The organism is Clostridium sp. C8-1-8 (assembly GCF_009928445.1).
GTDB lineage: Bacteria > Bacillota > Clostridia > Clostridiales > Clostridiaceae > Clostridium_AR.
On the sequence record NZ_JAABNO010000005.1, the window covers coordinates 20800 to 42470 of the forward strand.

The following is a 21671-nucleotide window of genomic DNA, read 5'->3' on the forward strand; positions in this document are numbered from 1 at the left end:
AAGGATATGAAGGAAAAATATATGGAAAATAATTTTGTATTAAAGGTTTAAGATGCATTTGATATTAAAGGCCGTGGAAGAGTGATAGTTGGCACATATAAAGGTATTGTTAAAGTAGGAGATACTTTAATGACATTAACAGGAGAAAAAATAAAAGTTTTAGAAATTGAAATGATGAGTATGATTAAAGGGGATCATCAGGAAAGAATAGGATTAGTAGTTGATGAAAATTCATTTAGAAAAGACATACTTAAAGAACAGTTGCTTATTAATAACTATAATACTACATTTCTATTTTTAAGTGATCCACTAAACAAGAACAAGCCTGATATGATTTTTAATAAAAGTTCTCACAAGTAAAAACTAATAGCTTAATATATTACACGAATCGTATTTAACACTTCTAATCTCAGCTATGGAGATTAGAAGTTTGGATTGGTTAAGGTAGCTTTATATTGGAGGAAGAAGTATTTTACAAAAGTGAGTTGATTTTAAGTATTATAGATATTAAGAGGGATATTTTCTGTATTGAAAATATCCCTCATTTTGTATAGTTTTCATTAAATAGTTATATATTATAGAAATACATAAACTATTAAGAGTTTTCAGCCATATCTAATTTTTTCTGTATTCTTGGAGTATTATCTACTTCCACAGTTTTTAATAAATAGTCATCTCCAAAAGCAAACTTTCTACCGAATAAAAATGATATTAACGAGTAGGTTAAAATAATCCCGCATGATGCTGCTAATCCATAAGTTATCGAGATATCATGTAATTTAGATATGATTGGTATCAATACGATAGAGAAGCAAGATACAATAAAACTCTTTATTGAACCAACTCTACCCTTAATAGGGCCAACAGAACGTTGCTGAAGATTAGATGTGAAAATCGCTACAGAAAAGGAGTTTAACGCTCCAAATATAAGTATAATAAGAAATGTCACTAATGGATTCCTACTTAATATCATTAGTCCGAATATAATTGCTTGAACAAAAAGACCTATGAATGCAGAATTATTAGTGCCTATTTTCTTTGATAGTATTACTACAAATGTGGCAATCAACATTGCTCCAACTGCGAAGCCTCCATCATAAAGAGATATATAAAAACTATTGTTTTTATACCAAAGTGTAACCATAGGTACGAGCATTACATTAAAGAAATTGATCGAAAGATAGTCGCCTGATGCTATGAATAAGTGTGCAGCAAAACTCTTTTCTTGCTTCATAGCTCTGCCTATTTCTTTCCAATCATTCAATAGATTCTTGCCGATATTTTTACTATTATCTTTTTTAACTTCAACATTAGTTACGGTAGTAAAACTTATAAATAAAGCTGACAAGAAAAACGTTATTCCGTCTATAACTAATGCTGTCTGAGGATTAAAAAAGTATATTACTGGAGCAACCAAAGCACATCCTAGTAACTGACCAGCTTGGAATAGAGTAGTTATTAAACCGTTCATTTTTAACAGCTTAGTTTTATCTTCTACGACCATTGGAACTAAACTAAAGTTAGCCGAACTGAAAAATGGAGCAACTATATTCAAAAATATTACAGCAATGAATAGGTAGAATAATCCTATATTTGTGAAGAAAACCATTAGACCACTACTTACAACTAAGAATCCGCTTATAAGATCACAAATGATTGAAACGTGCTTTGGATTATTTCTGTCTACTAAAGATCCTGATAAAAACTGTACTGAGAACATAACGATATATTGAAGTATCATTACTCCACCGAAAGCCATTGCGCTATTAGTTTTATCGTACACTAGTTTACTCACAGCTATAGTATACATACCATTTCCTATATTAGTGATTAAGGTTGCAAGCATAATCAACTTAACTTCCTTTGACATATTAAAAAAACTAGCTTCTACCTTTTTGTTATCGCTCATTAAAGAACCTCCATATAATATTGTATTAATATGATATTATTTTTTATGGTGCTATAATATAGTATTTGTACTAACCTTATAACACCATAAATATTGCAATCTAAAACTCTATAAATAACTAATAATCCAGATGTTTATACACAGCAAGTAGCTGAATTTACTTTGTTATTTAGTTCAATTATAGATAAAATACTTTCTTTTGAGTTTTCTGCGGTGATTAAACATAGTTCTTTTATTTCATCGTAAGTTATACCTGCAATTTTGGCAGCTACAATGCTTTGTTTTATAGAAACAGTATCTCTAACTGCAAAGTGATAAGCTAAATTTATTAATAGTTTCTCACGTTCTGTTAAAGTATTTTTTTTTGCATCGCCACAGCATTGGCATGCATTTGAATTTTCGCTCATATTAAAATCCTCCTAAATAATTAACTTATTTTTATATTAATTTTACTTAGTAAATCCTCAGCTATATCTTCAGCGTGCTTAGTATTAGTACCTTTTACAATGAAATAACCTAATCTATTGTAATTGCTAGTGGTTTTTTCAACTAAATCTCCATCTGAAACAGTTATATTCGTTTGAGTTACTGATGGGTTGTCTAAAATGATTAGTTGTTTATCAATTTCTATTCGTCCGTCAGCGTGTGACATTAAGAATCGAATGGAAGCTGAATCAGCTTCAGGTTGTTTTGGAATAACATTATCTATTGGAAGCCCCAATGATATTAGCAACGCAATTTTATGAAGATTAAAACCAGTAGCCATTTCTACAAGTGTTGGAATGTTATCTCCGCCAGGTCGTGCGTTGATTTCTACTATCTTAGGACCAGTTGGTGTTAATTTAACTTCAATATGCGTAATGGAAAAATCAATTTTTAACGCTGAAACTGCAGCTTTTACAACAGCTTCAATTTCTTTAACAATATGATCATCAAGGTTAGCAGGCACAGTATGTCCTGCTTCAATAGGGAAGAAAGGGGATAGCACTTTCTTAGCAGTAATAGCTATTATTCTAGTTTCCTTATCGAATGTATAGGTTTCAACGCTAAATTCAGGACCAGTTAAAAACTCTTCTAAGATAATTTCTTCATCAAGTTTTTGGCCTACTAGATTGCTTGCACAACTTAGAATTGATTCCACAGCTGAACGAACATCATCAAGTGTTTGACAGCAGTATACCATTTTACTTCCTGCATCATTTGACGGTTTAATAACGACTGGTAAAGGAATTTCAGTAAGTGAGATTATTGCTTCATCTACAGAATGAATTAATTTATATTTAACAGAATTAATTCCTGTATCAGATAGAGCTCTTCGTGTTTCTTTCTTATTTCTACATTTAAAAGCTGCTTCGTAAGAAATTCCATATTTTATTCCTAAAACTTCTCTTATACGTGCACATAATGGAACTCTATATTCATTAAGAGTAAACACACCTGCAATATTATATTTCTTTGATAATTCTTTAGCTTTTTCTAAGACTGCCGTTTCATCATTTAAATTAACTTCAACGGGTACATCAACTTGTAATGCTTCAGTTATGCTTAACTCTGTAGAAAATGATATTATTTTATAGCCTAACTCTCTAATTAGTTCAAATTCATTTCCTTTGCTCATCAGTTTTACAACTAAAACATATTTTTCTTTGTTATTCATAGTTAACCTCCAAACATATAATAGTGGGAAAGCATTTTATTTTATTAACTCATGAAGTATACTTTGTTTAATGTCATCGGCTATCCAAGGTGTTATGACACAATTATTGTTTGTGTAATTTATGGTCTTATTTATCCATTGTAATTCACTTGAAGCCTTTACTCTTAACAAGTCATTTTTTGTATTGGTTAACAATAAACTTGAGTTTATAACCCACCATTTAGTGAATATTCCAGCACGTTTTAAGTCTTCTTCTAGCCTTGTTGCCTCATATATTGGAGTTATTTCAGGCAGTGTCACAATAATAACTTCAGTGTCATTTTTATTTCTTAATCTAGGAAGCAATTTTCTAACGCTATTAGGGACTTCTACTTGGGAACTTTCGATTTGTTTATAATTTCTTTCAGAAGAATCTAGAAGAAGTAATGTATGACCTGTTGGTGCGGTATCAATTACCACAATTTCATCATCAGCTTTTTCAACTATTTTTGAAAACGCTCTGAATACTGCAATCTCTTGTGTACATGGGGTTTTTAAGCTTTCTTTTAGATAATCAATATCTTCCTTACTCATTGTTTGCTCAGCTTCAGATAAAACCTCGCTCTTATATTCTTCAAGAACCTTTTTCTCATCTATTTTACTTAATGTTATTTTGCTGTCTTGTTGAATAATATATTGTAAATGGTCAGCAGGATCTGTAGTTGTTAAATGAACTTTTGCACCTTTCTCAGATAGGCCTAATGCGACTGCAGCTGCTATTGAAGTTTTTCCAACTCCACCTTTACCCATTGTAAATACTACTTTCTTTTTTGAATTATATAAATCATTAATTAAATGTTTTAAACCCTTAAGATTCAATTCATCTTGATTTATAATTACATCTTTGATACGATCATCTTTAAGCATCATGCGGATGTTATCTATTCCGCTAATATTGTAAGAGCGCAGTGGGATGAAAAAAGTTTCTATATTTTTTAATTCCTCAGGTATATTCTGAAGTGCAATCTGCTGTTTTTTATAAAAATTATCAGAGATGCTGTCATTTCCGCTATTCACTAAACCATTGATAACTATTGTGAAATTACTTATTTCTAGCTCTTCTAATTCTTTTAGAGCTCTCGCGGTTTCAAGTAAAGGTATATTTTCTGCCCTTGAAACTAAAATCATCTTTGTCATATTAGGATCTGATAACGTATCTACAGCTTTTTTGCAATCTTCTCTTCTGCTTTGAAGACCGGAAAGTTGTCCTACACTTAAGTTTTCAGTATCTTGTTCATTTACATACTTGTTCCATGCAGCAGGTAATTCTAATAATCTGAGTGTGTGGCCTGTAGGAGCAGTATCAAAAATTATATAATCATATTTTTTTTGTATTTCATCATTCGTGATGTAATCTGAAAATTCATTAAATGCTGAAACTTCAAGTGTACATGAACCAGATAATTTTTCCTCCATCTCAGCTATAACTACATCTGGAAGTTTGCCTCTATATGGACCAACAATTGACTCTTTATACTTTCTTGCTGCTTCTTCAGGGTTTAAGTTTACTACAAATAAATTAGGAGCTGTTTCTACTTGTTGATGTACACTGCTTAGATTTATATTAAATACATCTTGCAAGTTAGAAGCTGGGTCAGTACTTACAATCAAAACTTTATTTCCGTTATCGGCTAAAGTCACTGCTGTAGCACATGCTGTAGAAGTCTTGCCTACGCCACCTTTACCTGTGAAAAAGATGAATTTAGGTAATGACAAATCAATGGCTTTATATTGTTTATACATAAAATTTCCTCCCTAGTATGAACGTTATTTGCAACCGCAAGAACAGCCTTCTCCTGATGATTCTTCAGATGAGGCGTCTATTGTTATTTCAAACCACTCACTAAAATCACTAAGAGTTGGATATTGATCTAGTTTAACTATTTTGTCATTAACAATGGTTATTGGTAAATCCTCAATACCATTAGCTTGGATATATTCATTGATAATTTTATTGTCTATAAAGGCTTGTGGATCTTTAGATAAATTATGTCTAGTAATAGCAATTCCTTCTTGTTTTAGATTGTTAATTGCACTTGATACTCTTAAAAGTTCTTTATCTAACCCTCCTGAGCAACAAGTTACTGTTTCGAAAATTTCAACTGATATCATAAAAGTATCCTCCTTAGAATTATAATCATATAAGCATATACTTATATAAGGGGCAAAAAAATATGGTTTTTATGTTTCTCGTATAACCATATAATTATATGCTTATGTAATTAATAGTAAAACATGGAAAAAGGTGTGTCAATAGGGAATTGATTTATTTTTTGAGATATGAAAATTTAAATAAAAAGAATAATTAAATTTTTCATATCTCAAATCAAAAATCATTCTAGTTCAACTTTGTCTATTATATCTTGTATCAAATCATTCAATACATTATCTTGATTTATTTTATAATAACTCCATTGTCCTCTCTTTTCTTCTTGAATTATTTCTAAATCCTTCATTTTTCTCAAATGTTGGCTTACTGCAGGTTGGCTAATCCCAAGTGTCTCTGCTATATCACAAACACAAAGTTCACTATTCTTGAGCCTATACAGAATTATTAACCTAGTTTTATCACTTAAAATTTTTAAAGTAGCCTCAAGTCTATTAAGACTTATCAAATTGCTCATAATAACACCTCGTAACAGTATAAAAATATAATTATATACTTATATATCTATGAATCTATAATACAGACAAAATATGGATATGTCAATAAACCCCGTGGTTTTATTTGTTTTTTAACAAATGTTAAATGTTTTTTTGAAAAAAATATTTTTAACCATATTATAAGCTTGATTTCATGCAATGTTTAGGGGGATAACAAATTGTAAAAATATAGTATTGGTTAGTTTTTTTGGGAAAAATATGTTGCATAATTTGCGATATTCCATTACAAACAAAAATAAAAGGGGGTTTTGAGACAATGTGTAACGAAAAAAATCATGAGAAGAAACTAAAGGTGCTACTTGTATCAAATTTTGAAGGAGGATATCAGCCTATAAGTATAGCAACAGCTTATTCAGCATTAATCGAAAATGGGTTTAATACCACAATACTTGATACTTATGTAGAAGGAATCAGAGAAGATATATTAGGTGATGCTGAGTTAGTAGCTATATCTATACCTTTGTTTGACGCTTTATTTTCAGGCATAGAAATTGCTAAAACAGTAAAGAAGTTAAATAAAAACGTACACGTTACTTTCTTTGGTCAATATGCTTCAATAAATGCAAATAGACTTACACCCAAATATAGTGATAGCTGTATAGTTGGGCAGTGGGAAGATACTTTAGTGCAGTTGGCTAATAAATTAGAGCAAAATGAAATAGATTTATTGCCTACAGTATTATCGAAGGCTCAAACTGGGTGCTGTAGTGAAAAAGAGGATGATAGCTTCTATGTTCCTAATAGAAAAACTTTACCGCCACTATATAAATATCCACAAGATCAGATTGATAAATTATGTGGTGGTAAGCAGATAATAGGTGGAACTGAAATTACTCGTGGATGTCATCATAAATGTCTATATTGCTCAGTGTATGCGTCATACGAAGGAAAAGTTCATATAATTCCAGAAGACGTAGTAATTACAGATGTAACAAATCTTGTTGAACAAGGAATGACACACCTAACTTTTATGGATGCAGACTTTTTCAATTCCAAATATCATGGAATAAATATAATACGAACACTTCACAGTAAGTTTCCAAAGCTTACTTATGACTTTACAACAAGAATAGATCATATTAATGAGCATAAAGAAATTATTGCTGAAATGGCTGACCTAGGAGTTAAATTTATTACAACTGCAGTTGAATTTCCATGTGAAGAAGTTGTTGATGAGATAGCTAAGGAAATCACGTTGGAAGACATAGAAGAAGCATTAGGATTTTTACAAGAAACTAGTATAAAGATAAATCCTACTTTTATTATGTTTAATCCATGGATTAAGTTGGAAAACTTAATAGACTTCAAGACTTTTGTAAATAAGAATAACTTAGACGATATAATCGATCCAATACAGTATGAAACAAGACTTCACATATATAAAGGTTCACCTCTATTAAAGCAAAAATCAATCCAGGATCTTGATTTAATAGAACATGAGTTTAATTATGAATGGAAGCATTCAGATCCTAGAGTTGATGAAGTTTATAATAGAATGGTTACTCCAGTGGAAGAAGGAATATTTAAAAGATGCTGCTTAAAATGCTAATACTAAATTAATATATGAATTTAGTTACAGTTAATGCAATGAATGTAACTAAAATATTGAGACTATTTTCATTGCTTATAAATATAAATAAAATTTCTTATATCTATAATTAGAATAAAACTTGGAGGCGTAAGTATGTTAAAAAATTCAAAAGTAAAAAACCTTGAGAATACTATACTTAGTGTAGTAGCTAAGCATGATTCTGAACTTGATTTAAGCTCAATTAGCATGAAATCTGAAAAATCTTTAAATATAATTAAAACGACATTGGGTGAATCAAAAAAAATGGTGATTTTATGCTCTCATAATCCAGAAGAATTTTTAGATAATCCCAATCTAGAAAGTAGCATAAAAATAGTTACTAAGAACAATGATATTAGAAATAGATTATCTGACACTGCAAATCTAGAAGTGTTAACCGCCGAAAATTATGATTTGAAAACGAATATAAACTTAATTAGTAGCTATCTAAATACTAATCCAACAATAGATTTGGCTGCATATAAAATATTGCAATTAAGCGTTGAAGAACAAAAAAGAAATAGTCCATTAGTATCTGATAACTCAGTTGATACAGTAATTATAGATACAGATGTAAATACATTAGATTCCGATAAGTTTACTGAGGTAGTAAATGAAGCGTTTAGAGTCCTTGAAAAAGGCGGAAAGATACTAATGAGATTGATAATTACAGATGAACCATGCAATCATTTACTACCTATAAATATTAATGAACTCAAATTTAGAACTATTCCATTAGAGAAAGAAGTTATAGATATAATGGATAAGATAGGGTTTCATGGAATACAGTTTGAATCTAGAAGTGAATTACCTGTAAAGGTTATAGGTCAAGTAGAATTAAGAGAATTTGTAATATCTGCTTATAAAGGAAAGCAAGGACCTTGCTTAGATTGTGGCCAAGCTGTTATTTATCGAGGACCTTGGAAAGAAGTATTTGATGATGATGGACACCATTACGTACGTGGTGAACGTGTTGCGGTGTGCTCAAAAACTTACGGAGTTGTTAGTAGAAATCCATATAAAGATCAATTTATATATGTACCAAGTTATGTAGACGTCCCAGAAGAAACTGCTCAGCTTTTTGATTGCAATACACCTAAAATTAGAGACATTCATGTTACCAAAGGAATAGTAGGCGTAGCAGAGTCAAAAGAAGAAACAGCATGTGCGACAGCTTGTGATTGTGGCTGTGATTGCTAAAATATAGCGAGGGTAGAGGCGGATTATATGTATAAAAAATATGTTTCAGAATTTATTGGTACATTCTTTCTATTATTCATAGGTACAGGTGCAATCATGGTGAATACAATCAATAATAATGCACTTGGATCAGTTGGTATATCATTTGCTTTTGGATTTATAATATTCATTTTGATATATTTATTTGGAAATACATCAGGTGCTCATTTTAATCCAGCAGTCACTATAGCGTTAAGCTTTAGTGGTAAGTTTAAGAGTAGCGAAGTAATCCCATATATTATTAGTCAAGTCTTGGGAGGTACACTAGCTAGTTTTGTGTTAAAGATATTATTAGGAAATATAAGTTCAATGGGAGCTACCATTCCAGCTAATAATATAAGAAATTCTTCAATAATAGCAGTTATAGTTGAATTCATTTTTACATTTTTACTAATGTACGTAATAATGAGGGTGAGTTCAAGTTCAAAAGATGATGATTTTACTGGAGCTTTTGCTATTGGATTAACTATATTTATCGGAGCTTTAGTTGCTGGACCTATTTCAGGCGGATCATTTAACCCAGCTCGTACAATTGCACCTGCAATTGTATCAGGAAATTATACAGATCTTTGGGTCTATATAGTAGCCCCTATAGCAGGAGCTATAGTTGGAACAACTATTTATAGCGCAACTGGTAATGATGAAAGTGAGTCTGAAACACTAGTGAATAATGAAATAATATATAAGACACTAGATAACGAAATTTAATTAATACTAAATCGAAAAGATACTAATACTCGTATGTATTGGTATCTTTTTTTGATAAAAAATATATGGTAAATTTATCAAAATAATAGTTGTATATTCTAACTATTGTATGATACAATAGTTGTGAAGGGGGATTAAACATGGTTTTTATGGATGATCCAAAGAAGTTAAGAGAATTAATAAGAATGCTTGAAAGAAAGTTAGGAATTCTGCAAGATAGCGGGTTTTCATATTGTAAAATAACGATGTCACAGTGTCATGCTTTAGTAGAGATAGGTCGTACAAAAGTCATCTCATTAAATGAACTAGCTGAATTATTAAACTTAGAAAATAGCACTATGAGTAGAACAGTAAATAATCTGGTAGCGAATGAGTTAGTGAAAAGAGAGATTGATCAACAAGACAGAAGATATGTAACTATATCACTTACTGATAAAGGGCATGATATTTACCAAGGGATTGAAGAAGAAATGAATTTGTACTTTAAAAAGATATATGAAACAATACCTGCTGATAAGAGGCAACAAGTATTAGAAAGTGTTGAAATTCTTCTCGAATCTATAAATAGAAGTAAATGATGTGAATAATGAAAGGAGCATTATACATGGAATTTGATGTTAAAAGTAAAGTAAAAGAATACTATGGAGGTATTGCAAGAAAAGTAAATAGTGGAGATTCGAATGGTTGCTGCTCAAACAATTCATGTTGTAGTGAGGGAGGTAAAACTTCTTTCATATATGGTAAAGAGAATCTTACTGATTTGCCTAAGGAAGCAATAGAAGCATCCTTGGGATGCGCTAATCCTGTGTTTTTTGCTGAACTTAAAGAAGGTGAAACTGTGCTTGACCTTGGTAGTGGTGGCGGAATTAACGTACTAATGGCTGCTAAGCATGTTGGGCTAAGTGGAAAAGTATATGGACTTGATATGACTGATGAAATGTTGAAACTAGCAAATGATAATAAGGAAAAAATGGGGGTAAAGAATGCAGAGTTTTTGAAAGGATATATAGAAGATATACCATTAGATGATAAATTTGTGGATGTCATAATGTCTAATTGCGTAATAAATTTATCAGAAGATAAGGAAAAAGCACTTTCAGAAGCATTTAGAGTGCTAAAAGAAGGCGGGAGATTAGCAATTGCAGACATTATTACTATGAAAGAAGTTCCAGATGAACTTAAGACAAAAGCAGGGATGTGGTGTGGGTGCTTAGGCGGAACACTTACTTCTAAAGAGTACAAAGACATTCTTCAAAAGGTTGGATTTAAAGATATAGAAGTAAAACCAGCACATGTTTATACCAAATCTATAATTGAAAGTACGTTTCTTGAAGGAAAAGAAGATCTAAAAAATCCCGCATATTTAGATGTGATCGATGGTGCTTTCGCTGGTGCTTACATTAAGGCTCGTAAATAGGGAGGAATTTATTATGATTATAATTGGATTATTAAGTGTTGTTGCTTTAATAGGATTTGCACAAGATACCAGTAAGAGTAAAATTATGAGTGATTTCTGCAAAATTGAGTGTAAACAAAATATAGGAAATAAATATGAATTCTGTTGTTAGGTAATAAGGGGAGTGGTATGAGATGGATAGTAAAATTTATTTTAAAGAAGTAGCTAAAGAATGGGATAACATGAGGCAAGATTTTTTTTCAGAATCTGTAAGAGATAAGGCTTATGAAGTTGCAGATGTGAAAGAAGGCAAATTAGCCGCCGATATAGGAGCTGGAACTGGTTTTATAACAGAAGGTCTTTTGAAAAAAGGATTAAATGTAATAGCAGTAGATCAATCTAATGAGATGCTTCAAGAAATGAAGCAGAAATTTAATCAATATAATCAGGTAGAATATCGCCAAGGTGATGCGGAGAGTCTTCCAATCAATAATGACACAGTGGATTATGCAATGGCCAATATGTATCTTCATCATGTAGAAAATCCATTGTCAGCTATTAAAGAAATGGTAAGGATACTAAAACCTTCTGGAAAACTTGTAATTACAGATTTAGATAATCACAATCATGAATTTTTAAGAACTGAACATCATGATAGGTGGATGGGATTTGATAGAAAAGATATTGAAAATTGGTTTGTTGAAGCAGGATTATCAAATGTGTTTGTTGATTGTGTAGGCGGAAGCTGTAATGCAACTTCAAGCTGTGGATGTGAAAGTGCAAGTATAAGTATCTTTGTAGCTTATGGTGAAAAATAATTAGAATATTAAGTATGAAAATTAATCAGCTCAAAATGGAATAAGTTATAAATAAGAAAGACTGTATATTCTTTATATGTGAATATATAGTCTTTCTTATTTGATGTAATAATTTTGATAAAATCGAAAAATGCATATAAAATACACCTCCTTGAAGGAAATTATTCCTATTTATAGAATAAAGTATAAGTAGCCGATTCCTGATGAATTTGATCAAATAAAGGTTTCAGTAAAAGGCGTTGTTATAATAGATAGAAGCAAAAGTTATACGAAATATTGGAACAGAGGCCTATCTGTTCTTAAAAAATAGTAGGAAAAGTGAGGATTGTTGAAATGGATACTAGAAAAATAGAATTTGCAGCAAAGGCTCTTATATTTTGTGAAGGTAAGTATTTGGCTCTACACAAGAGTATAGCCAAACATAATCTATATGAACTTCCAGGTGGAAGAATGGAGTTCGGCGAAACTGCTGAGGAAACTGTAATAAGAGAAGTTAAAGAAGAGACTAGCTTTATAGTAGAACCAATAAGATTAATAGATACTTGGAACTTCATTGCAACGGATTATCAGATAACTGGAGTTATATTCTTATGCAAGATAAAAGCTGGCAGTTTACAATTATCTGATGAACATGATAGGTATGAATGGTTAGAATTTAATGAAGCAAATCTCGAAAAGATGCATGAGGTTTATAAAACTAGGATGGAAAACTGGGATATCAGTAATATGCTAGCTAATGATAATAGCTAATATAAATATCGCTAAGGTTGTAGTTTATATGACTTCAAGATTGTAATTATTTGTTAGGTAGGTATTATTATGATGGTACAGAAGAATATAATTAATCTTTATGTATATGACTTAAGGGATTGCCCAGATGGATTTATTTTAGCAAGAACATTTGAAGAGGCTATATTCTATCTAGAGAACAATATAGTAGATTTACTTTCTTTAGATCATGATATGGGAGAGGATTGTCAAGGATATTGAGATATTTCATTATTCAATAACTGAGAATAGGTATACAACTTAATAATAAATAATAATCACCTGTAGCTTTTAACCAGTAATAGTTCTAGAAAGAAGGGTATTTATGAATGTTTTAGAGGTTAAAAACTTATATAAGGATTACAAAAAGCAAAGAGCTTTGGATAATATTAATATTACAATAAAAGAAAATGAAATAATTGGCTTTGTAGGACCTAATGGTGCAGGCAAGAGTACCTTGATGAAGATAATGGTAGGATTAATTCCATCAACTAAAGGTAATGTGACCATAATGGGGTATGATGTAAAGAAGAATAGAGAACGAGCCTTAGAGAAAATAGGATGCACAATTGAAACTCCCTATTTTTATGAGTATTTAACAGGAAGAGAAAACTTAAAAATTATATCCAACATGTATAAAAGCTTAACTGAAGAAAACTTAATTGAAGCTGCTAAAAAGGCTGGAATATTTCATAGTTTAGATAAGAAGGTTAGAGCTTATTCACTAGGTATGAAACAGAGATTAGCATTAGCTCAAGCTATTATAATGAACCCTAAGATATTAATACTGGATGAACCTACTAATGGGTTGGATCCACAGGGGATAGTAGAATTTAGAAATATACTTAAAGACATAAACAGTGAGGGATGTACTATATTTATATCTTCACATATATTATCTGAGATTGAGAATATATGCCAGAAAGTGATTTTTATAAATAATGGACATATTATTAAAGAAAAAATCATGGGTAGCGAAGAAGAGTACGAGGATTATATTATAAGATGTTCAAGAATAAATGAAGTGTATGATTTACTAAAGAATAAAGAGTATATATTTGAGTGCAATATAAGCGACCACAATATCTATTTGACGGTGAGGAAAAATGGCATAAACGATGTAATTAAATTAGCTGTAACTGAAAATATTGACATATATTATATAAGCGAAGTAAAAAAGAATCTTGAAAGAGAATTTTTTGATCTATTGAGAGAAGAAGGGAAATAAAAATGTACAAGCTTATAAAAAATGAAATATTAAAAGAAGTTAAGAAAAAGAAAACAATAATAATGCTATTTATGCTAGTACTAGTAATGGTTTTTGCCAATTTATATGCTTTAAATAATAGAAGAGATTCAACACCTGAAAATAGAATTAAACAAAATCAGAAATTTATTGATGACTTGAAAGTAAATCTTGATAAAAGTAACAATGAAAATGAAAAGAAGGATATTCAAAATAAAATCAAGGATATAGAATCAGCTAATAACGATTTACAGTTTCAACTTGACAATAAGGATTTAGGATGGAAAGCCTTGACTGAAAGGAAAATAACAGATATTGATAGCAAGATTAAAAATTTGGTCAGTGGCAAGGCAGATGATAAGGAAAACTTAGAAATAAGTAAGAAAATGTATCAAACATGTTTAGATAAAAATATGGAACCAATTTATAGTGGGTATAACGATAAAGCATTTAATTTAATTATGAATGTTATAAGATTGTTGAGTATATTTTTTATACCAATTTTTGTAGTAGTAATTATTTCAGATTCAATATCTGGTGAGTTCAATCCAATGACTATAAGAATGCTACTAGTACGCCCAGTTTCTAAGGTGAAAATATACTTATCAAAATTTATTACACTTAATATTTTAACTATAGGATCGGTGTTATTAGTGGAATTAGTAAATTTCTTAATTTTAGGATTAATGATGGGATTTGAGAACCCTCAGTTACCTAATATTGTTGGAGGAAGATACCATAATGATTTATTAAATGGTGTTTCACTTATACATGGTAGTATGTATCTATTGCCAATCTGGAAAGTTCTACTGATAGGTATGGCACTTCAAGTGTTATTTATGGTATGTGCCTGTGGATTTATAATGATGGTATCAACTATAGCAAAAAGCTCAATATTATCTGTAAGTATAAACTTTGTAGTTTGTGTAGGTGTAAGTTTATTTACCAATGTTATAGCAAGAAGCAATTCCGAGTCTATTAAAGATTTGTATAATATGATTTTTGCCGGTTATTTTGATGGAGTAAGTATAATAACTGGTGACTTATCTAGAACCATGAAGAATCCCAACATTTCCATAGCCTCTAGTTTTCTTATAATTGGAATACAGCTTGTTATCTTCTTTTTACTTGGAACTTCAATATTTAATAGAAAAGAGAAAGCAATATAAGTAAACATATCCATAAATATAAATTCTAAAAATATATAAAGGTACAAATATAATTTTCTTTCAAAGGTGGCCAGACTATTTGATTAATAGTTTTGCCACCTTTAAAACTGATTAATAAGTTCATTTCCTACAAAGCTTAATGGACTCCTTATTTTGAAACCATCACTTTAATGATTTATGGGAAAATCTATGTTACTTAAGGAGCATATTTGAATATAGTTAGGTTTATTAGCAAGTACTGAAAAATATAGAATGATGCTTTTTATTTCAAAAGTTATAAAAATTCAGTATAAGATTCACTATATAAGCAGAAACTAATTATAGGGTTTTGTTACAAAAATAATAAATAACATAGAGTTCCTAACCCAACTATTAATTTTAATATCTAAGAAAGTCCCGAGAAACCGTTATTTTTCAACAGGTAAATTAAGCTTCAATATAGGAGCTCTTTAGTAGAGGTGCATTATGCCTAATATATTTTGGTACTATTGTGTAATTGCAATTGGCTTAGCGTTGTTAATAGTTTCCATGATAAAGAAAAGGAATTTTTTAGATTTATTTTCTGCGTTTTTAGCTTTTTCAGCACTGGCCTATTTCTGTGAAGTTCTAGTGTTATTTGTATTTGGAAGCTATCAATATAAACCTGGTGTATTTAAAGATTATATAGCAGAGGATATCTTAGGACATCTTGTATGCAATGGGTTCTTTTGGGGAGGGACAGCAATCTTCGTAGCAGTATTTTCTTTAAATGCATTTTGGATTTTTTTAATAGCAATTGCATACATGCTTGTTGAGGTATTATTTTTAAAAGTTGGAGCATATGAGCATCATTGGTGGAAATTATATTTGACCGGTGCTGGAGCTTTTGTAATTTTTAATATAGTAAAGATATGGTTTCATGGACTGCAGAAAGGTAATCACAAGTTTTTGAGAAAGTTTACCTTTTTTATGACAGCCTGGGTGTTATTGCAAGGAGCATCTGTAGTTCAGAATCTTTTTGATAAGCAGCATTTTAGAATAGGATTTGTTCAAAATCCATATCAAGACAGTATCTTATTTAGTGTTCCTTATCAGCTATGTTTAGCTATAATTTATTCAGCTTTTATTACTGCACATAAGAAATGGTATTTTACTATCTTTCCGCTAATTTTAACCATAATAATGGATAGTCTTTTTGTGTATACTCATATTTTGAATTTCTATAATGGATGGAATTTATTTTATTTCGATGCTATTCGTATACTTATATTTATTACCTTTGTCTTACTTGAAAGGTACACAATATGGCATAAACCGATATTATTAAAAGCAGCTGATAATTAGTATTTTCTAACTAGCAGCTGCTTTTTTCAATTAACATGAAATTTTCGTATCCTTTTTCCATTGCTATGATATATCTTTTCCTCTCCAACTATAGCAAGGGATGCCCAAGTGAAAATTGATAATGCTGCTACGCTATGTATAAAACTTAGCATCAAATCGAAGCTTCCATAGGAAAAAGCACCTAGTTGGCTATAAGTGTATTGCAAAGCTACAAGAGCTAGGGCTACTATTAGAACAGCTATTAGCTTTGATAACGAGCTTTCGTCTATGAGATTAATCATAAGAAAGCCAATGGCCGCTAGGCCCAAAAGTTGAAAAAGTGATGCTCTTCCTATTGGAAATAGGATATGCTCATAACTATAATAGCCTAAATAGGCAGATATGTTATCTACAAAAAGCATCCACAATATAGATACTAAGGCTACGTAACGTAATTCTTTTATCCTGTCTAAGGGTAATACAATAAAAACCGCTACCCATGCTATAACGAAGAATATAAAGTGTTCCATAAAAACCTCCTATACCTTAATATTAAGTATTTTTAATCATACTTAATATTCCTCATCGCAAATATTCTATGCCTAGTCTAGATGAAAATAAGTAATTTGGTTTAGAATAGGAGTAAAGGTTCTACTATATATCTAAGCTATATAGTAGAGGTATCTTTTAAATGGTATGGATAAGTTGATACTACAATATTTTCACTTTGCAGAAGTTTCTCTCTTATTATAAATCCTGTATGGTTATGTAGTACTTCACCTAAGTTGTTATGAGTTACAAATTGGGGAAGCATAACCGTTACTTTTTCATTTTTATCTGTAGTATCAGCTATTACATTGATATAATCAATCAAAGGGGTGATTATGGTTCTGTATGTTGAATATTTTGTTACAAGTAATATATCTGTATTAAGTTCAGCCCATCTATCTTTTAGCTTTTCTATTTCTTCTTTATTTGTAGACACATTGAGAGCTATAATATCTTGAGACAAACTTCTAGCATATTCTAATGTAGCCAGAGTAGCTTTATTTAAACTTGCAATCGGAATTATTATTATATGTCTTAGATCTTTATTTAAATTATAGTTCTTTAATTCACTTCTTGTTATTTGTAGTTGAGCAGCAACATTAGTATAATGCTTTTTTATAGATAGCATAATAGCTACAAGGATCGGTACTACTAGAATAATCATCCAAGCTCCATGAGCAAATTTCTCATAAGCTATAATTAATGTTGTTCCAGCAGTTATTATAGCGCCAAAGCCATTAATAATTGCTCTATTAGTCCAGCCTTTTTCTTTTGACTTCATCCAATGTATAACCATTCCTGATTGGGCAAGTGTAAAGGAAAGGAATACACCTACTGAGTATAAAGGCATCAAATCATGATTGTTTGCATTAAAGGCAACAATTAATAAACACGCAATTACAGCTAAAGCAACTATTCCATTTGAAAAACTTAATCTCTTTCCCTTTACAGTGAACTGTCTTGGAGCGAAGCCATCTTTACCGATAGTATGCATAAGCATTGGAAATCCAGTAAACGCTGTATTACACGCCATAATAAGTATAAGTGCCGTTGCTAACTGAATCACGTAAAACATAAATCCTTGTCCAAATATTGCATAAGCCATTTGCGCTATTACGGTAGGGTATCCTACAGGTATAGTTTGATATAAGTTGGCAAGTATTGACATTCCTCCAAATATGAATACAATAAGTAAAGATAAAAGCATCATGACAATCTTTGCATTCTTTTGAGCAGGTGCTTTAAAGTTTGGCACAGAGTTACTCACTGCTTCTAAACCTGTTAGAGCTGAACAACCAGATGAAAAGGCCTTTAATATAAGAAAAACACTTAATTCTCCTGTAGCTTTTATTTGCTCATTTATCATAGGAGTAGGAGCACCATATAAATAAAACTTAACAATCCCATAGATTATCATGGAAATCATACTTACTATGAAGAGATAAGCAGGTATACTGAAAATTTTTGCTGATTCACTAATACCTCTTAAGTTCAATATAGTTAATACAATTACTATGAAAACTGCCAGTATAACTTTGTATTCACTTAAATTAGGGAAGGCTGATATTATTGCTGCAACTCCAGAACTAGCACTTACAGCAACGGTTAATACATAATCAATTAATAGTGCTGCTCCTGCTACTAAACCAGCTTTTAAGCTGATGTTTTCTTTTGCTACCATATAAGCGCCACCACCTTGAGGATAGGCTCTTATAACTTGGATATAAGAAGTGGTAAGTATAAGTAGTAAAGCTATAATCATAAATGAAATCCATCCAAGCCAATAATAAGAGGCTAGTCCTATTATTGGAATAAGCACAATGAGTATTTCTTCAGCAGCATATGCAACTGAGGAAACGGCATCACTTGCCATAATTGATAAACCAAACGGTATGTTGTAGCTTTCGTGAGAACTTCTTTCGTTAGGTAAAGGTTCTCCAATAAGTAAATCCGTAATTTTCTTTAGCATTTAAAATCCTCCATATATTTTTTGCAAAATTCACAGCTTCTTTTAGAAGCTAAAGTTGCTATTAAAAAGTTTCTAGTATTTAAGTGGTAGATTTTCACATAGTACTTTTAACACTTGTATAGATTAGCTTTGGTTTAAATAATAAAAAAAGTAAAGTTCCTGCAAATTTCTTAAATAATGAGTTGCACTCTTCTATTGAAGGAGACTTCCCGTTTATTAAAAAGTCATAGCAAGAGTCTTTTTCTATTATTCTATAATTCAAATATCTGTAATCGTTATTTAAATAAAAATTTTCTCATCTAATCCTTTGTTCATAATTAATTGATGTTTTTTCAACAGACTCGATACTTAATATTATTTTATTATTAGGATATTTCTCTTTTATTCTCATCAAGACTTTTTTTCCATAGCCATGTGACCTTATATTTTCATCTATAGCTAAATATAGAACAAAGGTTAAATCCTTATCTGTAATTAAATATGAAAAACCTATAAATACATCGTTATCATAAAAAGCTAAATAATCAACAAAATTCTTTTTGGACTTCCAAAGCAGAAACCATATAGGAAATTGTTCGTGCTTTGGAAAAGAATCACAATATGAATCTGTTAATTTATTCATTTCTTTAAAGTCTCTAGTTATAGTTTCTATTGTTAAACTCATAAGGGTTCTCCTTGCATTAATTTATAGCTTATTTCTTATTAGTATATAATGCCATATATCATAAAGCTAGGTAACTTAAGATTACTTAAGAATTCTTAAGAATTGGTATATATAAGTTTATAGATGTTATAGATAAAGATCATAGAACACAAAGCTTAGTTTTAAATAAATGATTTATAAATACAAAGTAGCGAGTGGCAATCTTGGGTTAATCCAATAGATAATTATGCTAGATTATATTTAAACAAAGTGCTTAATTAGATATAATATTGTTAATCATTAATACAAAAGATGAAGTTAGGATAAGGTTATAATATGAGTAAAACTTTAAAAGAGTTAAACCATCTGTACATTTGACTACTTTGAAGCAGGAAGGCATAAATATACCTTTGAAAATATATGCTTAGAAGACAATAGTATAGCATTAAAGGATGAGACACAAAAAATAATATTAAGTACAAAAGGAATTATTAATGACTTAAATGAAGAGTTATTAGAGTTTCTAGAATATGTAGAAGATTCGACAGAATGTACAGTAAAACATTCGAAAGGAAATCTTGTAAAAAATATTCATAAAAGAGTGCAAGAATTTAAAAATGATATTTCGGTGGAGGTAGAGTTTATGACTTTATTAGAGAGAGATAGAGAAAAGATTGAAGAAGGAAGAGAAGAAGCTACAAAGCAACTTATCTTAAAACAATATAGTAAAGGCCTGTCTGTAGAATATATTGCAGAGATAAACGAAATAGATGTTGAATTTGTAAGAAAAGTCGTTAAAAGTAATGACAAAAAAGTTAATAAGAAATGAGCTTTGTAAGCGTGTATAGTATTTTAATTCACATTTACTTAATATTATTTAAGAATAATTGATTATATGAGTAAAGAACTGAATATATATTTTTAGTTTTACATAGACGGAGTATTAAGTAAATTAATACTCCTATTTTAATTTTAGAAACAGATTGACGTAGCTTTAGATCCTCTGTAATTATATGGTATAATTAACTATATCAAGAGATGGGGTGGCGCATGACACAAAATAATGAAAGGCTATTTGAATTTAAATTTTTAGATTCCAAAGATATTTATGCTATTTTTTCTAAATATAATAGCCAACTTATAGTTAATAACATAGTTCCAATTGAAGAGGGAATGAGCACAAGCAACTATATGGTTAAAACTAATGATAAAAGATATCTGCTCAAGGTATATCCTAAGAACAATGATCATAGTGATGTAGAGATATCAGCATATAAGTACGCTCATAACATTATTAATGTTCCGGAAGTACTGTATTTGGATAAAAGTAAAATATTAGTTGATTATACTTATGCAATATTTCAATATATTGATGGATTATCACTGAGAGAATATATTTCTAAAAACAAAGGTATTTCAGAAAAACTTGCTTATAACATAGGAAAAATGCTAGGGGGATTACATAGAAAAGAATATGCACATACAGCATTACTAGATGTTGACTTAGGCATCAAGAAACAAATTACACAGTTTAAAGACCAATACAAATACTTTCTTAATGGAATACCAGGGAAACATTTAAATCCAAAAGTAAAGCAAGCTTTAGAATATTTTATAAATAACTATGATCATATGATAAGTAAGATAGCTGAAAAAAATGTATTTTGTCATGGTGATTTTATTCCATCTAACATTCTTGTAGATTTTAATGATAATATTTGGATTATTGATTTTGAATATTGTTTTTCTTCGCCCTTTTATTATGACATAGGCAAATTTTTTAGATCCAGAGATAGTTATACTGAATATATAGATGATAATGTAAAAATATATTTTGCAGATGGATATAATGCAATGAGTCTATATAAATTACCTGAGGACTGGTATAGACTAGCGAAAGTAGCAGATATAGCAGTAATGTTAGCGCTAATAAATAGAGAAGATATTCCGGTAGATTGGCTTAGTGGAATTGAAGAAGAAATCATGATGACAATTAATATGCTGTGATGTAAATCTCATAATATT

The 21671-nt window shown here is 30.2% G+C and carries 24 protein-coding genes; 15 read left to right on the top strand and 9 right to left on the bottom strand.

Annotation, left to right across the window (positions count from 1 at the left end; genetic code table 11):
- Nucleotides 1-129 precede the first annotated feature (129 nt).
- Nucleotides 130-360, top strand: coding sequence for a hypothetical protein (locus GXK57_RS07060; RefSeq protein WP_160673571.1), 231 nt, complete (start codon nucleotides 130-132; stop codon nucleotides 358-360).
- Nucleotides 361-595: 235 nt separating this feature from the next.
- On the opposite strand, the gene GXK57_RS07065 is transcribed toward GXK57_RS07060, so the two are convergent.
- The 6 genes from GXK57_RS07065 to GXK57_RS07090 form a co-directional block, all read right to left on the bottom strand.
- Nucleotides 596-1909: an MFS transporter gene (locus tag GXK57_RS07065; RefSeq protein WP_160673574.1), complete on the bottom strand. Its 1314-nt coding sequence runs from the start codon at nucleotides 1907-1909 to the stop codon at nucleotides 596-598.
- Nucleotides 1910-2043: 134 nt separating this feature from the next.
- Nucleotides 2044-2316 (bottom strand): hypothetical protein, encoded by a 273-nt coding sequence (locus GXK57_RS07070; RefSeq protein ID WP_160673577.1) that lies wholly within the window; start codon nucleotides 2314-2316, stop codon nucleotides 2044-2046.
- A gap of 20 nt (nucleotides 2317-2336) precedes the next feature.
- Complete coding sequence (locus tag GXK57_RS07075) at nucleotides 2337-3566, bottom strand: ATP-grasp domain-containing protein (protein WP_160673580.1); 1230 nt, start codon at nucleotides 3564-3566, stop codon at nucleotides 2337-2339.
- A gap of 36 nt (nucleotides 3567-3602) precedes the next feature.
- On the bottom strand, nucleotides 3603-5348 hold the full coding sequence (gene arsA, locus GXK57_RS07080; protein WP_160673583.1) for an arsenical pump-driving ATPase: 1746 nt from the start codon (nucleotides 5346-5348) through the stop codon (nucleotides 3603-3605).
- A 24-nt stretch (nucleotides 5349-5372) separates the two neighbouring features.
- Nucleotides 5373-5717: an arsenic metallochaperone ArsD family protein gene (locus tag GXK57_RS07085; RefSeq protein WP_160673586.1), complete on the bottom strand. Its 345-nt coding sequence runs from the start codon at nucleotides 5715-5717 to the stop codon at nucleotides 5373-5375.
- A gap of 221 nt (nucleotides 5718-5938) precedes the next feature.
- Nucleotides 5939-6229 (bottom strand): metalloregulator ArsR/SmtB family transcription factor, encoded by a 291-nt coding sequence (locus tag GXK57_RS07090; protein WP_160673589.1) that lies wholly within the window; start codon nucleotides 6227-6229, stop codon nucleotides 5939-5941.
- Nucleotides 6230-6525: 296 nt separating this feature from the next.
- Here GXK57_RS07090 and GXK57_RS07095 point away from each other — a divergent pair, with 296 nt between their 5' ends.
- The 12 genes from GXK57_RS07095 (at nucleotide 6526) to GXK57_RS07145 (ending at nucleotide 16506) form a co-directional block, all read left to right on the top strand.
- Complete coding sequence (locus GXK57_RS07095) at nucleotides 6526-7818, top strand: RCCLKC-tail radical SAM protein (RefSeq protein WP_160673592.1); 1293 nt, start codon at nucleotides 6526-6528, stop codon at nucleotides 7816-7818.
- A 135-nt stretch (nucleotides 7819-7953) separates the two neighbouring features.
- Nucleotides 7954-9039 (top strand): hypothetical protein, encoded by a 1086-nt coding sequence (locus tag GXK57_RS07100; protein ID WP_160673595.1) that lies wholly within the window; start codon nucleotides 7954-7956, stop codon nucleotides 9037-9039.
- A 27-nt stretch (nucleotides 9040-9066) separates the two neighbouring features.
- Complete coding sequence (locus tag GXK57_RS07105) at nucleotides 9067-9786, top strand: MIP/aquaporin family protein (RefSeq protein WP_160673598.1); 720 nt, start codon at nucleotides 9067-9069, stop codon at nucleotides 9784-9786.
- A gap of 140 nt (nucleotides 9787-9926) precedes the next feature.
- Complete coding sequence (locus GXK57_RS07110) at nucleotides 9927-10364, top strand: MarR family transcriptional regulator (RefSeq protein ID WP_160673601.1); 438 nt, start codon at nucleotides 9927-9929, stop codon at nucleotides 10362-10364.
- A gap of 26 nt (nucleotides 10365-10390) precedes the next feature.
- Nucleotides 10391-11203, top strand: coding sequence for an arsenite methyltransferase (gene arsM, locus GXK57_RS07115; protein ID WP_160673604.1), 813 nt, complete (start codon nucleotides 10391-10393; stop codon nucleotides 11201-11203).
- 13 nt (nucleotides 11204-11216) lie between these two features.
- The gene (locus GXK57_RS07120; RefSeq protein WP_160673607.1) at nucleotides 11217-11354 is read left to right on the top strand and encodes a hypothetical protein; all 138 of its coding nucleotides are present in this window, start codon (nucleotides 11217-11219) and stop codon (nucleotides 11352-11354) included.
- A 22-nt stretch (nucleotides 11355-11376) separates the two neighbouring features.
- A complete protein-coding gene (locus GXK57_RS07125) occupies nucleotides 11377-12000 on the top strand; it encodes a class I SAM-dependent methyltransferase (protein ID WP_160673610.1) in 624 nt (207 codons plus the stop codon).
- A 333-nt stretch (nucleotides 12001-12333) separates the two neighbouring features.
- Nucleotides 12334-12750 (top strand): NUDIX domain-containing protein, encoded by a 417-nt coding sequence (locus tag GXK57_RS07130; RefSeq protein ID WP_160673613.1) that lies wholly within the window; start codon nucleotides 12334-12336, stop codon nucleotides 12748-12750.
- Between the two features lie 69 nt (nucleotides 12751-12819).
- The gene (locus GXK57_RS26335) at nucleotides 12820-12990 is read left to right on the top strand and encodes a cyclic-phosphate processing receiver domain-containing protein (RefSeq protein ID WP_202127695.1); all 171 of its coding nucleotides are present in this window, start codon (nucleotides 12820-12822) and stop codon (nucleotides 12988-12990) included.
- Between the two features lie 103 nt (nucleotides 12991-13093).
- Nucleotides 13094-13996 (top strand): ABC transporter ATP-binding protein, encoded by a 903-nt coding sequence (locus tag GXK57_RS07135; protein ID WP_160673616.1) that lies wholly within the window; start codon nucleotides 13094-13096, stop codon nucleotides 13994-13996.
- Nucleotides 13997-13998: 2 nt separating this feature from the next.
- Entirely contained in the window at nucleotides 13999-15183 is a 1185-nt protein-coding gene (locus tag GXK57_RS07140) for an ABC transporter permease subunit (RefSeq protein ID WP_160673619.1), read from the top strand.
- 465 nt (nucleotides 15184-15648) lie between these two features.
- Nucleotides 15649-16506: a hypothetical protein gene (locus GXK57_RS07145; protein WP_160673622.1), complete on the top strand. Its 858-nt coding sequence runs from the start codon at nucleotides 15649-15651 to the stop codon at nucleotides 16504-16506.
- A gap of 26 nt (nucleotides 16507-16532) precedes the next feature.
- Here the strand turns inward: GXK57_RS07145 and GXK57_RS07150 are convergent, their stop codons facing one another.
- The 3 genes from GXK57_RS07150 to GXK57_RS07160 all read right to left on the bottom strand — a co-directional run bounded on the left by GXK57_RS07150 (nucleotide 16533) and on the right by GXK57_RS07160 (nucleotide 19667).
- Nucleotides 16533-17015, bottom strand: coding sequence for a YfhO family protein (locus GXK57_RS07150; RefSeq protein WP_160673624.1), 483 nt, complete (start codon nucleotides 17013-17015; stop codon nucleotides 16533-16535).
- Between the two features lie 137 nt (nucleotides 17016-17152).
- Nucleotides 17153-19003 (bottom strand): APC family permease, encoded by a 1851-nt coding sequence (locus tag GXK57_RS07155; protein ID WP_160673626.1) that lies wholly within the window; start codon nucleotides 19001-19003, stop codon nucleotides 17153-17155.
- 295 nt (nucleotides 19004-19298) lie between these two features.
- The gene (locus GXK57_RS07160; protein ID WP_160673629.1) at nucleotides 19299-19667 is read right to left on the bottom strand and encodes a GNAT family N-acetyltransferase; all 369 of its coding nucleotides are present in this window, start codon (nucleotides 19665-19667) and stop codon (nucleotides 19299-19301) included.
- Nucleotides 19668-20289: 622 nt separating this feature from the next.
- Between GXK57_RS07160 and GXK57_RS26995 the strand changes: the two genes are divergently transcribed.
- Together GXK57_RS26995 and GXK57_RS07170 are read left to right on the top strand one after the other, a co-directional pair.
- On the top strand, nucleotides 20290-20475 hold the full coding sequence (locus GXK57_RS26995) for a hypothetical protein (protein WP_347709084.1): 186 nt from the start codon (nucleotides 20290-20292) through the stop codon (nucleotides 20473-20475).
- 221 nt (nucleotides 20476-20696) lie between these two features.
- Nucleotides 20697-21653, top strand: coding sequence for an aminoglycoside phosphotransferase family protein (locus GXK57_RS07170; RefSeq protein ID WP_160673632.1), 957 nt, complete (start codon nucleotides 20697-20699; stop codon nucleotides 21651-21653).
- Nucleotides 21654-21671 lie beyond the last annotated feature (18 nt).

Excerpts from the sequence above, each read along its gene's own strand:
- GXK57_RS07060 (WP_160673571.1), top strand. The coding sequence starts at position 130 with ATGACATTAACAGGAGAAAAAATAAAAGTTTTAGAAATTGAAATGATG.
- GXK57_RS07065 (WP_160673574.1), bottom strand. The coding sequence starts at position 1,909 with ATGAGCGATAACAAAAAGGTAGAAGCTAGTTTTTTTAATATGTCAAAG.
- GXK57_RS07070 (WP_160673577.1), bottom strand. The coding sequence starts at position 2,316 with ATGAGCGAAAATTCAAATGCATGCCAATGCTGTGGCGATGCAAAAAAA.
- GXK57_RS07075 (WP_160673580.1), bottom strand. The coding sequence starts at position 3,566 with ATGAATAACAAAGAAAAATATGTTTTAGTTGTAAAACTGATGAGCAAA.
- arsA (WP_160673583.1), bottom strand. The coding sequence starts at position 5,348 with ATGTATAAACAATATAAAGCCATTGATTTGTCATTACCTAAATTCATC.
- GXK57_RS07085 (WP_160673586.1), bottom strand. The coding sequence starts at position 5,717 with ATGATATCAGTTGAAATTTTCGAAACAGTAACTTGTTGCTCAGGAGGG.
- GXK57_RS07090 (WP_160673589.1), bottom strand. The coding sequence starts at position 6,229 with ATGAGCAATTTGATAAGTCTTAATAGACTTGAGGCTACTTTAAAAATT.
- GXK57_RS07095 (WP_160673592.1), top strand. The coding sequence starts at position 6,526 with ATGTGTAACGAAAAAAATCATGAGAAGAAACTAAAGGTGCTACTTGTA.
- GXK57_RS07100 (WP_160673595.1), top strand. The coding sequence starts at position 7,954 with ATGTTAAAAAATTCAAAAGTAAAAAACCTTGAGAATACTATACTTAGT.
- GXK57_RS07105 (WP_160673598.1), top strand. The coding sequence starts at position 9,067 with ATGTATAAAAAATATGTTTCAGAATTTATTGGTACATTCTTTCTATTA.
- GXK57_RS07110 (WP_160673601.1), top strand. The coding sequence starts at position 9,927 with ATGGTTTTTATGGATGATCCAAAGAAGTTAAGAGAATTAATAAGAATG.
- arsM (WP_160673604.1), top strand. The coding sequence starts at position 10,391 with ATGGAATTTGATGTTAAAAGTAAAGTAAAAGAATACTATGGAGGTATT.
- GXK57_RS07120 (WP_160673607.1), top strand. The coding sequence starts at position 11,217 with ATGATTATAATTGGATTATTAAGTGTTGTTGCTTTAATAGGATTTGCA.
- GXK57_RS07125 (WP_160673610.1), top strand. The coding sequence starts at position 11,377 with ATGGATAGTAAAATTTATTTTAAAGAAGTAGCTAAAGAATGGGATAAC.
- GXK57_RS07130 (WP_160673613.1), top strand. The coding sequence starts at position 12,334 with ATGGATACTAGAAAAATAGAATTTGCAGCAAAGGCTCTTATATTTTGT.
- GXK57_RS26335 (WP_202127695.1), top strand. The coding sequence starts at position 12,820 with ATGATGGTACAGAAGAATATAATTAATCTTTATGTATATGACTTAAGG.
- GXK57_RS07135 (WP_160673616.1), top strand. The coding sequence starts at position 13,094 with ATGAATGTTTTAGAGGTTAAAAACTTATATAAGGATTACAAAAAGCAA.
- GXK57_RS07140 (WP_160673619.1), top strand. The coding sequence starts at position 13,999 with ATGTACAAGCTTATAAAAAATGAAATATTAAAAGAAGTTAAGAAAAAG.
- GXK57_RS07145 (WP_160673622.1), top strand. The coding sequence starts at position 15,649 with ATGCCTAATATATTTTGGTACTATTGTGTAATTGCAATTGGCTTAGCG.
- GXK57_RS07150 (WP_160673624.1), bottom strand. The coding sequence starts at position 17,015 with ATGGAACACTTTATATTCTTCGTTATAGCATGGGTAGCGGTTTTTATT.
- GXK57_RS07155 (WP_160673626.1), bottom strand. The coding sequence starts at position 19,003 with ATGCTAAAGAAAATTACGGATTTACTTATTGGAGAACCTTTACCTAAC.
- GXK57_RS07160 (WP_160673629.1), bottom strand. The coding sequence starts at position 19,667 with ATGAGTTTAACAATAGAAACTATAACTAGAGACTTTAAAGAAATGAAT.
- GXK57_RS26995 (WP_347709084.1), top strand. The coding sequence starts at position 20,290 with ATGACTTTATTAGAGAGAGATAGAGAAAAGATTGAAGAAGGAAGAGAA.
- GXK57_RS07170 (WP_160673632.1), top strand. The coding sequence starts at position 20,697 with ATGACACAAAATAATGAAAGGCTATTTGAATTTAAATTTTTAGATTCC.